The 14,267-nt window shown below is 46.6% G+C and carries 13 protein-coding genes; 3 read left to right on the top strand and 10 right to left on the bottom strand.

The genetic code is table 11. The features are described from left to right. Positions 1–300 precede the first annotated feature (300 nt). Positions 301–948, top strand: a complete 648-nt coding sequence (locus tag RDP42_RS11660) for a nitroreductase (RefSeq protein ID WP_204474528.1) — start codon at positions 301–303, stop codon at positions 946–948. A 3-nt stretch (positions 949–951) separates the two neighbouring features. Here RDP42_RS11660 and RDP42_RS11655 read toward each other — a convergent pair whose 3' ends face one another. From RDP42_RS11655 to RDP42_RS11630, 6 genes are all read right to left on the bottom strand, one after another. Then, the gene (locus RDP42_RS11655; protein WP_308763818.1) at positions 952–2,781 is read right to left on the bottom strand and encodes a sulfatase-like hydrolase/transferase; all 1,830 of its coding nucleotides are present in this window, start codon (positions 2,779–2,781) and stop codon (positions 952–954) included. A gap of 14 nt (positions 2,782–2,795) precedes the next feature. After that, a complete protein-coding gene (locus RDP42_RS11650) occupies positions 2,796–3,425 on the bottom strand; it encodes a ribonuclease H family protein (RefSeq protein ID WP_308763817.1) in 630 nt (209 codons plus the stop codon). A 62-nt stretch (positions 3,426–3,487) separates the two neighbouring features. After that, positions 3,488–5,305: an arginine--tRNA ligase gene (gene argS / locus RDP42_RS11645; RefSeq protein WP_308763816.1), complete on the bottom strand. Its 1,818-nt coding sequence runs from the start codon at positions 5,303–5,305 to the stop codon at positions 3,488–3,490. Between the two features lie 208 nt (positions 5,306–5,513). Further along, positions 5,514–6,641 carry a helix-turn-helix domain-containing protein gene (locus RDP42_RS11640; RefSeq protein ID WP_308763815.1) on the bottom strand — a complete coding sequence of 376 codons (1,128 nt, stop codon included), beginning with the start codon at positions 6,639–6,641 and terminating at the stop codon, positions 5,514–5,516. Positions 6,642–6,968: 327 nt separating this feature from the next. Further along, entirely contained in the window at positions 6,969–7,304 is a 336-nt protein-coding gene (locus RDP42_RS11635; RefSeq protein ID WP_308763814.1) for an AraC family transcriptional regulator, read from the bottom strand. A 127-nt stretch (positions 7,305–7,431) separates the two neighbouring features. Continuing rightward, complete coding sequence (locus tag RDP42_RS11630; RefSeq protein ID WP_308763813.1) at positions 7,432–8,655, bottom strand: pitrilysin family protein; 1,224 nt, start codon at positions 8,653–8,655, stop codon at positions 7,432–7,434. A 102-nt stretch (positions 8,656–8,757) separates the two neighbouring features. On the opposite strand from RDP42_RS11630, the gene RDP42_RS11625 reads away from it, so the two are divergent. Together RDP42_RS11625 and RDP42_RS11620 are read left to right on the top strand one after the other, a co-directional pair. Further along, the gene (locus RDP42_RS11625) at positions 8,758–9,291 is read left to right on the top strand and encodes a TIGR00730 family Rossman fold protein (protein ID WP_308763812.1); all 534 of its coding nucleotides are present in this window, start codon (positions 8,758–8,760) and stop codon (positions 9,289–9,291) included. A 24-nt stretch (positions 9,292–9,315) separates the two neighbouring features. Further along, a complete protein-coding gene (locus tag RDP42_RS11620) occupies positions 9,316–9,918 on the top strand; it encodes an SIS domain-containing protein (RefSeq protein ID WP_204474520.1) in 603 nt (200 codons plus the stop codon). A gap of 72 nt (positions 9,919–9,990) precedes the next feature. On the opposite strand, the gene ndk is transcribed toward RDP42_RS11620, so the two are convergent. The 4 genes from ndk to RDP42_RS11600 form a co-directional block, all read right to left on the bottom strand. Then, a complete protein-coding gene (gene ndk, locus RDP42_RS11615; protein ID WP_204474518.1) occupies positions 9,991–10,467 on the bottom strand; it encodes a nucleoside-diphosphate kinase in 477 nt (158 codons plus the stop codon). A gap of 100 nt (positions 10,468–10,567) precedes the next feature. After that, positions 10,568–11,215: a response regulator transcription factor gene (locus tag RDP42_RS11610; protein ID WP_308763811.1), complete on the bottom strand. Its 648-nt coding sequence runs from the start codon at positions 11,213–11,215 to the stop codon at positions 10,568–10,570. 48 nt (positions 11,216–11,263) lie between these two features. Continuing rightward, entirely contained in the window at positions 11,264–13,195 is a 1,932-nt protein-coding gene (locus RDP42_RS11605; RefSeq protein WP_308763810.1) for a tetratricopeptide repeat protein, read from the bottom strand. 155 nt (positions 13,196–13,350) lie between these two features. Beyond that, positions 13,351–14,267: YifB family Mg chelatase-like AAA ATPase (locus RDP42_RS11600; RefSeq protein WP_308763809.1), on the bottom strand; the 917-nt coding region annotated here is incomplete at its 5' end.

Below are 14,267 nucleotides of genomic sequence, written 5' to 3'. Positions count from 1 at the left end.
AAGAAAAAGCTAAAGACTTGGCTGCTCGCTTCATCAAGAACTTCGCTAAGTTCACTGGTAACGAAGCTGGTAAAGCTTTGGTTGCTGCTGGTCCGAAATTGTAATTCTGACTTACAAATTCTTAAATATGAAAGCGGTTTCCTTCGGGGAACCGCTTTTTTTGTTATATTTGGTCGGATGGTGGCAGGGATAGAGATATGTTTGTTGCCGGGAGAAGAGGAAGAACGGCTGTTTCTGCAGTCGGTGTGTGGGGAAGAAGGCGAAAGCAATTGAAGATTGAGCTAATCAAAGATAAAGCGTATGAAAAAGATGATTTATTCGATGCTGGGGGCAGGCTTGCTCTGTCTTTCCAGCTGTGGCGGTCAGACACAGCAATCACAGCCGGCAGCCGCAAACGAGGCAGACAGTACCAATCAAGTAATCGAGACCATTATGGCACGCCGCAGTGTACGGAAGTATCTGCCACAGCCGGTGAACCGGGATACGATGCAGGTGATTTTGAATTGTGGTATTAATGCGCCTAACGGACAGAACAAACAATCATGGGCAATCCGGGTAGTAGACAATCCGGAATTCATCAATGGTCTGACGGAGGTGTATAAGAAAGCCAACCCGAAAGTGGCGGACGATCCGAATTTCCGGAATATGTTCCGCAATGCACCGACGGTGGTGTTTATTGCCAACGACACTGCCTACGATTTCTCACAAGTGGATTGTGGATTGTTGGGTGAGAACATGATTCTTTCTGCCTGGTCTATGGGCATCGGTTCCTGCTGTCTGGGTGGTCCCATACGTTTCATGAAGACCGACCCCGGAGCCGCAGAATACCTGAAACGTCTGAACATTCCCGAAGGCTATGACCTGTTGTATTGCATTGCCTTCGGATATCCGGATGAATCGCCGGCTGCCAAGCCTCGTGATGCATCGAAAGTGATGTTTGTGGAGTAATGGTTATCGCGCTCCCAAATCATCGTAAGAAGATTGTAGAATCGCTTTCCCCAGTTCTGTGCGTCGTGCGTTCGGAGCTGGGGATTCTATTAATGCCTTGTCGGAGTTGTTGTCAATCAGGGTGACACCGGTACTGTCGCAGAAGGCAAAGCCGTTGTTGTAGGTGTAGTAGGCAAAGGGGTATTTGTAATCCTTACCCAGCACGTTACGGCTGAAGTTGAATTCTTTGTGGCTGAGCCCCAGCTGTGCCAACAGGGTAGCGGCCATGTCGCTTTGGTTCATCAGCTTGTCGATGACCATGGGTTGCTTCACGGCACCGCCTAACCAGAGCATGGGGATGTGATGGATGCGCGGGTCGTGTACCAGTCCTTCTTCCGGATAATAGAAGCCGTGGTCCGGCAGGCAGACAATGAGCAGGTTTTTCCATTGCGGAAGCGCCTTGAGCTTGTCGATAAATTTTCCCAGACAGTCGTCTGTAAAGGCGAAGGCATTGGGAATTTTTTCGTTCAGGCGGTGGTAAGGTACTTCGAAAGGTTCGTGGCTGCTAAGAGTCAAAAAGGCCGTGTGCCAAGGCTGGTTGCCAGTGCGTGTTTTTATCTGTTGGTAGAGATGTTCAAAAGTGATGTCATCGTTCACTCCCCAGGGATTTTTGCGTTCTTCCAGGCTGAAATCCACGTCGGCCGTGAGATGCTGGTAACCACTGCCTAACAGGTAGCTCTTCATGTTGGTAAAGTTGATGTCTCCTCCGTACAGAAAGTCAGTGGCATAACCTTGCTCCCGCAGCTTCCCGGCAATGGAAGGCAGCGTACGGCTCTTGGCCGGTGACTTCATGACCGACACGGTAGGAAAGCTTTGGTAGCCGCTGAAAGTACAGATTGTACCTCGGTCGGTACGGAAACTGTTGGCGTAACAGTTCGTGAAAAACACGCCCTCTTTACTCAGCCGGTTCAAGTTGGGACTGACATCCGGGAGCCCTCCTAACGGTTCCACAAACACGCCTCCGAAGCTTTCCATCAGGATAATCAGTACGTTAGGGCGTTGTGTGTTCAGCAGGGATACCGTGTTCTCTCCGGTGTCTGCATACAACCCGTCGAACAGGCTGGCCCGTTCCTTCTCGTTAAAGAAATTGAATTGCTTGGAAAAGTCGGTTGTCTTACTGATGGACGACAGCAGACTGAAATCCGGATTGACTGCCGAATGGTTCAGGAATTCGTTGTCACAGAAATACGCCTGTCCTACATTGCTGGTCGATTCGGTGACACCACCTCGGATGATGATGAAGAGGATACCCCCCAACAGAATCGTGACCAGACTGCCTGTGAGACGTTTGCGGATCTGTAGTACTTGAGGGAGTTGAGCAGGCGTTATTTTATACAGTCCCCATGTGAGCAGGGCTGATAGTATCAGGATACACATCATCCGTATCAGGATAAAGCCGACTGACACGCTGGCCATGGCATTTTTGGGAGAGTCTAGGTAGAGGAAGATGGAGGCATCGAGCTTGAATCCCCAGAACGGATACAAAGCCATGTCTCCGATGAAGACAAGGGTCGTAGCCAGGGCAATCAACGCATAGTAGCCCACGAGAATCTTTCGCAGTGGGAAACGGCGGAACCAGAAGCTTACCAGGATAATCAGCCAGGGAAAGGCAGTAAGGTAGCCCGTGGTGGCTGCATCAAGGGTAAAGCCGTGATACAGCACTTTCAGGTAGTCCATGAAAGATACCTCTTTCTCTAAAGCTCCGTTGTAGAGCATGAAGATTGGTTTCTGGAGGAGGAAATAGCCTAAAATAGCGGCAAAAATACATCCCAGGTAAGCAAGTCTCTTTTTCATTTGTTTAGGTCTGATTATTTACGTCCGAAGTCGGCGGGGACTTCGCCCCATGATTCTGTTTCCCATTTACGCAGGGGAGTGGTGTAAGTGTTCTCCTTCAGCCATTTCTCCGCCCGTTCAATCAGCTGGAACAGGGTCTCGGTTCGGGCATTGCGTTCCAGTTTGGTTTTGCATTTCTTCTGTTTCACCCAAAGGAGGGCGTTGCGGCTGTCGGAGTAGAGCGGCATGTCCAGCTGCTTCTGTTTGAGCAGTGCCAGTCCGTGTACGATGGCCAGAAACTCTCCGATGTTGTTGGTCCCATATACTGGTCCGAAATGGAAAATCTCCTGTCCGGTAAGCAGGTATACTCCACGGTACTCCATGGGACCAGGGTTTCCACTGCAGGCCGCGTCGACTGCCAGGCAGTTCAGGTCGAAATTTTCCGGAAGCTGTTTTGCAGAAGGTTCTTGAACCGTTGGTTTCCGGTGGCGGTGTAAATATACATGGGCGGGAGTAGCAAAAGCCTGTGCGGCTTCCTCTTCTGTGTCGAATGATTTATAGATGGCTCCTTTGTATCCTTGGATTTGCAGCTGGCAGTCAGTCCAAGAAGCATATACTCCCGGATTCACACCCTTCCACACTACATAGAATTTTTTTTTCGCCATAAAGAGATAAGGAGGTTAAAAAAGGCGGGTGGCTCCCTTGCCACCCGCTATTTTCAAATGAATTACATGCGTTCAGGTACTTCGATGCCCAGCAAGCCCATGGCCAGCTTGACAATCTTTCCTACGTTCTGACTCAATGCCAGACGGAAAATCTTCACAGCCTCGTTCTCTTCACGCAGAATGCTGAAGTCGTGATAGAATTGGTTGTATTCCTTCACCAAATCGTAGGCATAGTTGGCCAGGATAGACGGATTGTAGTCCGTACCTGCCTGTTTTACCACGTTGGGGAAGTCGGCCAGCATCTGAATCAGTGCTTCTTCCTTGGTATTCAGTTCGATGCCTGTCGGGATTGCAGCCGGAATCTGGATACCAGCTTCTGCGGCCTTGCGGAGAATAGACTGGATACGTGCGTAAGTGTACTGAATGAACGGTCCCGTATTTCCGTTGAAGTCGATGGATTCCTTCGGGTTGAACGTCATGTTCTTGCGGGCATCCACCTTCAGGATAAAATACTTCAAGGCACCCAGTCCCACGATACGGGCGATGTCGTCGGCCTCTTCCTTTGTCAGTCCGTCCAGTTTACCCAGTTCGTTGCTGGTTTCTTTGGCCGTTTCAATCATAGCTTCCATCAGGTCATCCGCATCGACTACGGTACCTTCACGGCTCTTCATCTTACCTTCCGGCAGTTCCACCATACCGTAAGAGAAGTGTACCAAGTCCTTACCCCATTCGAAGCCCAGCTTGTCGAGCAGGATGGACAACACCTGGAAGTGGTAGTTCTGTTCGTTACCCACTACATAAATCATCTTGTTGATGGGATAATCCTGGAAACGCAACTTAGCTGTACCAATATCCTGTGTCATGTAGACCGAAGTACCGTCTGCACGGAGCAGCAGCTTCTGGTCCAGTCCTTCCGGAGTCAGGTCAGCCCATACAGAGCCGTCTTCCTTACGGTAGAAGAGTCCTTTCTCCAGTCCTTCCAATACCTTGGCCTTTCCTTCCAGGTAAGTCTGTGATTCGTAATATATTTTGTCGAAGCTGACGCCCATCATCTTGTAGGTCTCATCGAAGCCGGCATATACCCAGTCGTTCATCTTCTTCCAGAGCGCGCGTACTTCCGGGTCGTTGGCTTCCCATTTGCGAAGCATCTCGCGGGCTTCCAGCATCAGCGGAGAGTTGGCTTCTGCCTTGGTCTTGGCTTCTTCCTCGTTCATGCCTTCTGCTTCGTACTTCGCCATTAGTTCTTTTACTTCCGCTTTGTAGTGTTTGTCGAAAGCCACATAGTAGTCGCCAATCAGGTGGTCACCCTTTTTCCCGGATGATTCCGGAGTCTCGCCGTTGCCATATTTCAACCAAGCCAGCATGGACTTGCAGATATGGATACCGCGGTCGTTGACAATGTTGGTCTTTACTACTTTATTGCCATTGGCAGCAATGATATTGGCCAATGCGTTACCCAACAAGTTGTTGCGTACGTGGCCCAAGTGGAGCGGCTTGTTGGTGTTCGGAGAAGAATATTCAATCATCACCAGTGGCGCATTGTCGGCAGCTTTCTGAATACCCCATTGGCTGTCCGCCTGGATGCGGTTCAGCAAGTCGATCCATACGCTCGAAGCAATGGTCAGGTTCAGGAATCCTTTGATTACGTTGTAGCTGGCGATGGCAGGTTCGTGCTGCTTCAGATATTCTCCGATTTCCTGTGCGGTTTGTTCCGGACCTTTCTTGGAAATCTTCAGGAAAGGGAAGACAACCAGTGTGAGGTGGCCTTCAAACTCTTTCTTGGTCTTCTGCAGCTGTACCATCTTGGCGGGAACTTCCTGCCCGTACAACTCTTTCACGCCGTTGATTACGGACGCCGTCAGTTTATCTTCTATTTTCATGCGTGTATGTAGTTTTATGATAATCCGTTCAATGGCGCAAAGATAGTGAAAGGCGAGAGTAGAGACAAACGAAAAATAAAGTTTTTCGTTTGGGCTATACCGAGCCGTATTCTATTTGTATTATTGTATCAGTTTGCTGCATTCGTCTTGCTGTTCCTTGGTCAGTTTGTTCTTGTAGGCGTGGAAGATGAATTGTCCTACTACGGAGCTAGATATCGGTTTCTTGGCTTTTCTTTTTCCACGTAGAAGGAGAGCAGCCTTCTTTGAGCTTGAATTGTTTGCTAAAATGAGCAAGGTCGGCAAATCCTACTTGTTCGGCCACTTCGGCAAGACTTAAATCTGGATTGTTATGCATTCGGAGTTTAGCCTCTTCAATTCGTAACCCGTTAATCCAGCCATTGAAATTGGTTTGATAGGTTTCATTGATGAAGTTTGATAGATAGGTACGGTTGATACCTATTTCTTTACTCATGTCTTGAATGGTAAGACTGGGGTGAAGATAGCCTTTGTTGGATATCCATTCCTGTAGTTTTTCTTCTATTTTTTCATAGTTCCATTTGTAGCCTTTTTTGGTGGATGTGGTATTGTCCTCAGTAACAGTCTCAGTTGTAGGATGTTGTTCTTCTATAACTGGTTGGTTTGCTTCGTTGAACGAATAGTTGGCGATACGAATGCCATAATTATGATATTCCAAAGCGAATATGATATAGAATATGGTGTATAGCCCCGTGAATACTAACTGGCTGATGAAGTAAGGATAAATATTTACTGCGACGGAAAGCATGAACATGATGCACAATCCGATAAAGATTGGGTGTATCCCCTTCTTTAGATAGGGTTCACGTTCGGGGTGTACTTGTACCCAGCGTTTGGAGATACGAAGGTACACACGTATGTAGAGAATTAGTAGAAGGAGGTGGCAGCTCATAAGGAGATAATAAGGTAGCGTTCCTGTCTGCCCATCCATGCCGAAGTAATAAATCAGATTGGCTGCAGCCAACAGAATGGTATATATGAGTTGCCGTTGCATAAATCCTTTTAGTTTATGGCCTATATATATAGGATATGTAATAGACCAGAGAAACAGAAGTGCCTGGATAGGAGCCAGACTTTGGATGAAGAAGGCTTTTAATGTTTCATGATAGGCGTTGTTGGTGAATGCGACACCGAGTGAGGCAAGTCCTACGATGATATAGGCAATTTCTACATAAATTCGGCTATGTTTGCTGCGTTTGCTCATTTCTCCTTTAGGAACTTCGGAGAAATGAAGGAAGATGGCCAGTATTAAACTGCTAATACCGGCGATAATTTCCATAGCAAAAAATATTCTTTCCATAACTATTGGTTTTTCATTAAAAAGTAATAGAATGTCTTCTTGTTGCAAAGTAAGCTTCCCGGCTTTGGTTGGGGACTTATTGATTGGAAGACGGTATTTCTCTTATTTTCTAAGGGTAAATTTAATAAATAGACAAGAGTTAAAAGCACTCTTTTTTGTCGATTTGTGTTATTGGTATGGAAAGAATGTTTATTCAGACAATATTTGTGACTATTCAGTAAAAAAAACTGATTAATGGGTGGGTAGGAAGAGAATTCTGATTGATTAGTTATATTATGATTTATGATAGGAAACCTATTTGATAAGGTTGTGAACCATCGGGAAAACTTATATGTTTTTTCTCCATTCGGAGGGTGTCACACCTTCTTGTAACTTGAATTGCTTGCTGAAGTGTGCTAAATCAGTAAATCCGATTTGGGTAGCTATTTCTGACAGATTACGTTTGGGTGATAATTTGATAAGTTGCTTGGCCTCTGCTATGCGCATACGGTTGATCCAGAGATTGAAGTTTGTACCATAAGTGGTATTGATGTGATTGGATAGGTAGGTTCTATTTACTCCAATGATTTTGCTTAGCTGTATGATGGTAATGCGGGAATTCAAATACCCCTTTTGGTTGATCCATTCTTCCAGCCTGTTTTTGATTACTTCGTTCTTTCTCATTATTTCCATTTTTCTTCGAAAGTAGAAAGTTTTAGAAATGAATGAAAAGACAAAAAATGAGTTTTGAGAATATATATGAGTATCTTGTTACTATACGGTAGAAAAAATGTATTATTCGGCCTTTATTTCACTGATAGATTAACGTGGATAGATAGGTTTCTGCTAACATTTCATTAGCAATGTCAAGTAGTTGGGAGGCGGTGAGGTCTTCAATTCGTTTGAATACCTCTTCTTTTTCTTCGTAAGTCTGGTAGTGAAGAAAGCATTTGCCCATATTGAGGGCGTTGTTCTCAAAGTTGTCACCTGCGACTCCTATCTGACCGATGATTTGCTTTTTGGCTGCATGAAGCTGCAGGCTGGTCAGTGCCTTGTCACGGATTTTCTTAAGTTCTTTGTGGACCAGGGAAATGCAATGATCCGTGTCGTGTGGGTCACAGCCGAAGTAGATGCAAAACGTCCCCGTATCTGTATAAGAGGTCAGGTTTGATTCTACCGTATACACCAGTCCCCTTTTCTCACGTAGAGACACGTTCAGTCGACTGTTCATGCCAGGGCCTCCTAAGATATTGTTAAGTAAGTACAGACCGGTACGTCGTTCGTCGTAAGCATGATAACCTCTTCCTCCCATCATGACGTGTGCTTGATGTGTATCCTTGTGAAGGGTCAGTTGGCGAGGTTGGTATGGAGCCGGGTGTGTACGTAGTGGTTGAGCGTCTGTACTCGAAGGAATATCCGCTGTGAGCTTCTCTAAGGTTCGGATGACTTTTGAGAAAGGGATGTCACCTAATACGAAGAATACCATATTCTTTGGCTGGTAATGTGTGCGTACAAAATGTTGTGCATCTTCGCTGGTAAATTTTCGTAAGAGTTCCGGATTGCCCAGAATATTTCGTCCTAATGGATGATTGGGAAAGATGAGTTCTTCAAAGTCATCGAAAATGAGCTCTGCCGGACTGTCTTCGTAACTTTGTATCTCATCGATGATGACTTCTACCTCCTTTTCTATTTCGTGAGCGGGGAAGAGGCTATGGAACACGATGTCGGTCAACAGCTCTGCCGCCCGGTTGAAATGTTCTTTTAGGAAGGCGCTGTAGATAACGGTTTCCTCTTTGTTAGTATAGGCATTCAGGTCACCTCCCACGTTTTCCATGCGGTTCAGAATGTGCCAGGCTTTCCGCTTCTGGGTTCCTTTGAAGATGAGATGTTCCACGAAGTGTGCCATTCCTTGTTCCTGCGGGAGTTCATCGCGGGTACCCGTATCAACGGCGAAGCCACAATAAGCCACATTGGTGGGGCTGGTGGTATGGATGAGACGCAGTCCGTTAGGGAGGGTGAAAGTTGAATATGCCATTTTCGGGTGTAATTTCGATTTTGCCGCAAATTTACAATAAATACTTATTGCCTTTCTTCAAAAAATGCAGATATTTGCACTGAAGGATATTAAAACTAATATATGAATAAAATTGCAGTTTTTTGTTCAGCTTCGGATACCATTGCACCTGTATTTATGGAGAAAGCAAAGGAGTTGGGAGCATGGCTGGGGCAACATCATAAATGGCTGGTTTACGGAGGTTCCAATACAGGCCTGATGGAGGTCCTGGCGAAAAGTGCGAAGGAAAACGGGGCCATGATTATGGGTGTGGTGCCTACCAAATTGGAAGAGAATGGAAAAGTGAGCGACTTGCTTGACGTGTCGTTCCACTCGGTAAACCTGAGTGACCGGAAGGACATCATGGTGCAGGAGGCGGAAGTTATGGTGGCTTTGCCTGGCGGAATAGGTACATTGGATGAGGTGTTTCATGTGATGGCTTCGTGCAGCATTGGCTACCATGACAAGCGGGTGATTTTTTATAATATAGATGGTTTTTGGAATGACCTGCTGGTGTTTCTGGAGCGACTGGAAGCAACGCATTTTGCGCACCGTCCGTTAAAGAATTATTTCGAGGTGGCCAATACATTCGACGAGCTGACTCGTTTGTTGGAATAGAATTATCATTTAATCATACTCTATATGAATTCATCAATTAAAGAATTGTTACAGCGTGAGGCTCAGGCTGTATTGAATATCCCAGTGACCGACGGATACGAAAAAGCGGTGCAGCTGATTGTGCAGCAGGTGCATGAAAAGGGCGGAAAGCTGGTGACGAGTGGAATGGGTAAGGCTGGGCAGATTGCCATGAATATAGCTACTACATTTTGTTCTACAGGTATACCGGCGGTTTTTCTGCATCCGAGTGAGGCACAGCATGGCGATTTGGGAATCTTGCAGAAAAATGATTTGCTGCTGTTGATTTCAAATTCAGGAAAAACCCGCGAGATTGTAGAACTTACAGAGTTGGCGGCACGGCTGGACCCTACGCTGAAGAAGATTGTCATCACGGGAAATCCGGATAGCCCTTTGGCAAAGTCTGCCGACATTTGTTTGGCTACAGGACATCCTGATGAGGTATGTCTGCTGGGAATGACACCTACTACTTCGACCACAGTCATGACGGTGATAGGAGATATCCTGGTGGTGGAGACTATGCGCAAAACGGGCTTTACTATTGAGGAATACAGCAAGCGTCATCATGGAGGATATTTGGGAGAGCGTTCCCGGGCTCTGAGCAAATAAACGAGAAAATTTAAGGTATAAAAAACGTGGCAGCGTGTGACTGTCACGTTTTTTTTGTTCTACTATGCTCGCTTAGGTAAGCTTGTATTCTTCTGGATAATAGAGAAAGTCGACAATGGCTCTATCATATTCAAACAATTCCTCGGGCTTGAAGAAACGTGCGATTTCTTCTGCGGCCGTTTTAGGTGAATCGGAAGTATGAACGATATTTTCCTGTGAACTGACACAATAATCTCCACGGATAGTACCCGGGACGGCTACTCGCCCGTTGGTGGCTCCTGTCATGGAACGTACCACTTGGATGGCGTCGACTCCCTCATAGCAGCATACGATGACGGGGCATGCCATCATGGAAGCCTTCACGCGAGGGAAAAAAGGTTTCCCGGCCAGATGAGCATAATGTTCATTAAGCAGGTCTTCCGTGAGTTGCATCATTTTCATGCCGGCCAATCGCAGGCCCTTCCGTTCAAAACGATGGGTTATTTCCCCGATAAGCCCGCGCTGCACGGCGCTGGGTTTCAGGATAACGAGTGTTCTTTCCAAACTCATAGTTCGTGTATTTTTAAGGTGATACAAAGATTTCTTTACGCCCTCAAATATAGCGAAAAATGAATAGTCGTCCTCATAAACTGCTGTTTTTTTGTGGGAATCATTTGCAATCCAAGGGGATGATGCCTAAATGGATGGCCTTCAGTACAAGGTCGACCGCGTTTTTGGCTTCCAGCTTGCTCATGAGGCTTTTACGGTGTGACTCAATGGTGTTGCCAGATACATGGAGCAGATCCGCAATTTCTCTCGTATTGTATCCTTTGGCAATGGCTTGCAGCACTTCCATTTCTCGTAACGTAAGCTGTTCCTTCAGTTGTTCTTCTGCTTGCAGGCGGTTTAAAATAGATTTGAATCGTTTGCAGAGATAGTTTCCGCCTTTCAGAATGGTCTGGATGGCCAATGTGAGTTCGTGGATATCGGCCGATTTCAATATGGCTCCATGAATAGGAGATTTGGTCAGTCTTTTAAGTATCCATATCTCTTCGTGCATGGTATTGATCAGAATCCGGGCGTCTGGATATTTTTGTTGAATCTTTTCTATCAGGTCGAATCCGTTGGTATCAGGCAGTTCCACATCCAGCACATACAGATTGAAAGGTTGCCTGTTTATCAGTGACAGGGCTTCTGCACCTGAAGAGGCGGTGTACACTTTATCTATTTCTGACATTTGTGAGATGACATGCCGGATACCTTGCAATATAAGGCTATGATCATCGACTAATAGGATATTTGCTTTTGTGCCTGTCATGCGGATATTTTTATATTGCAAAGAAAAAGAGATTCATTGAAACGCATCTCACCGAAAACCGTGATTTTTCCCATGAAGGTGTACTTGGATATGCATGCTTATTTGCTTTCCTTGGATTTTCAGTTCGTAATTCCCTCCTATTGTTTTCAGGCGGTCATGGATGGTGCGTAGTCCGATGCCCTTGGCGGGTTCTGTCGGCTGTTCCCATTGTCCGTCGTGTTGTACGTCGATACGCAGTTCTCCGTCCTGTTCATTCAGCTGAATGTGGATGAGGCTTGCATGAGCATGTTTCAACACATTGCCGATTGTTTCTTGCAGGATGCGGTAAATCTCATATCCGATATATTCTGAAATATGCGACCAGTTGATTTGCGGATGGGGTACGTAGTGGATGATAACCCCGGATATTTCTTGCATTCTGGAGAAATAATCGGCCAGCATTTCGTTTAAATTGGCAAACTGGAAGTTAGGGGGCATCAGTTCATGGGAGATGGCCCGTACACTGCTCCGTATCTCTCCCAAAGTGTGGAGAGTGGATATCTTGAGTGCTTCCGAAGAGGTCTGTTGCTGTATCTGCAGGATGGCTCCTAACAGGTCGTTGCATACACCGTCGTGCAGGTCTTTGGCCAGTCGTTTACGTTCGTTTTCCAACCCTTCAATGTATTGTTGGGCGGCAACCAGTTCTGTTTCCTTTTTTTGCAATTTCCGTTTATGGAGGAGAATGAAAATCATTACCAGTAGCAGGAGGATGACACTGCTGAAATAAACCGTATTTCGCAGACGGATTTCTTTTTCCTGCACTTGTTCTTTTTCCAAGCGGGCTATTTTCAGTTCTTTGTCACTCACACGGAGCTTTTCGTTCAGCTCTGACAGCTCGTCCTTGATTTTTCCATTGAAGATGGAGTCTTGGTACACGCATACGTCTTGCAGGTGTTCGAATGCTTTCTGATAGTTACCCAGCCCTTCATAGTTGCGGGCAAGGAGGGTATGGAACTTGTCGTAGGGCAGCTGTGTCTGAATCAAGGGATTGTCGGTTAGTATTTGGAGACTTTTCTGGTATTCTCCTATCCACTGGTAAAGACTGGCCTGAGTGCTGTAAAATTCAAGGGCTGTCGGACTGTTTCGAGGAATTTGCCGGATGAGTTCTTCTCCTTTTCGCAAGATTATCCGGACGGAATCTTTCTTGTTCCATAACTGATAGGTGCTGAGCAGGGGGCAAAGGGAGCCCATAGCCAGCAAAGGTTGCTGGATGGCCAGAGCCTTGTGAATATTGGTCTTAAGAATATGGCATGCTTCGTCGTATTTCCCCAGTTTACTGTAGCTGGCGCCGACGAGACTATTGGCGTAGAGTTCCATGAGTTCATCGTGGGCTTTTCGGGCATATTCGGCTGACAGAAGGCCTTGTGTCAAGGCTTCTTCATACCGTTTATGGAGATGGTAAAGTACTCCAATGTTGTAATAGGTAGAAGACACGTCTTCTGGCTTTCCTGCCTTTTTACAGAAATCAATGGCTCGGTTGTAATGATATACAGCAGAATCGAACATTCCTAATTTTCGATAGCAGACCCCGATGGAAGATTCTACGACTCCTTCCAGGTCGTATTGTCTTTTCTTAAGTTTGCATGCATGGGCAGCAACGGTTTTAAATGTTTCTTTGGCTTGTTCCATTTTGCCCTCCATGAACCAGTAATTGGCCAATGAGTTGACCAATTGCAGGTAGCCTTCCTCGTGGAATGCAGGTCGCGGATATAGGGCAAGTCCTTTTTGCAGATAATGGTACGACGAATCATGGTTCAAAGTCTCATACTCTGCTCCGAGTGACTGATATAATTCAGTCAGTTTTTCCCGTGAAGTTTGTTGCTTTTCAGCTAATTGGATTTGCTGTTTCAGGCTGTCGATGGTGCCGGTCTCTGTTTGTGCATGAAGGCATGCAGTGGTTCCCCATAACATAATTAGGAGCGAGAAGACTGTTCTTTTCATGAGAATGCTGTTGGTGATTTGTCTAAAATAAATCCTTTTTGTGGAATTTACAAGAAAAACTGTAGGAAAATCTTGTAGCAGGGGAATGAAAAGACGATTGATGGGGTGAAAAGAGCATGAATGATTGTTCGTATCGTTTGCGGTGTTATGGAATCCTATCCTGCCCAATTCTCACGGTCCAGATTGCGGTAGCTGATGGCTTCGGCCAGGTGCTCAGGGCGGATGTCAGAACAGCCTTCCAAATCGGCGATGGTACGGGCGACTTTCAGAATGCGGTCGTATGCGCGGGCGGAAAGGTTCAGGCGGTTCATGGCGGCTCGTAAAAGATTTAGGCCGGACGCGTCAGGTTGGGCATAGCGATGCAACAGCTTGGGTGTCATCTGGGCATTGCTGTAGATGCCTGGTTGGTCGGCAAAGCGCTGGGCTTGTATTTGTCTGGCGCGAATCACCCTTTCCCGGATGGCGGCACTGCTTTCACTGGGAGTGTTCTTGGCTATCTCTTCAAAGGGTACAGGTACAATTTCTACCTGGATGTCGATACGGTCGAGCAGAGGACCCGAAATTTTGTTCAGGTAGCGCTGTACTTGTCCCGGGGTGCATACGCAGGGACGTGTCGGGTGGTTATAATAGCCACACGGACACGGATTCATGGATGCGATGAGTTGGAAATTTGCCGGATATTCTAAGGTGTATTTGGCTCTTGAAATGGTGATTCGGTGATCCTCGAGCGGTTGTCGGAGTACCTCCAACACACTGCGGCTGAATTCCGGAAGTTCGTCGAGAAACAACACTCCGTTGTGGGCCAGACTGATTTCTCCGGGCTGAGGTGTGGCTCCTCCTCCCACCATGGCTACTTGTGAGATGGTATGGTGTGGGCTGCGGAACGGTCGGGTCGCAATAAGGGACGAGCCTTTTTTCAGCTTGCCGGCTACCGAATGAATTTTCGTGGTTTCCAGACTTTCTCCTAAGGAAAGAGGGGGCAGGATACTGGGGAGGCGTTTGGCCATCATGGATTTCCCGCTTCCAGGGGCTCCGATGAGCAGCACATTGTGGCCACCGGCAGCCGCCACCT

The organism is uncultured Bacteroides sp., assembly GCF_902472605.1.
Lineage (GTDB): Bacteria > Bacteroidota > Bacteroidia > Bacteroidales > Bacteroidaceae > Phocaeicola.
Note: the sequence above shows the minus strand (reverse complement) of the source record. Positions and strands in the feature narration are given on the sequence as shown.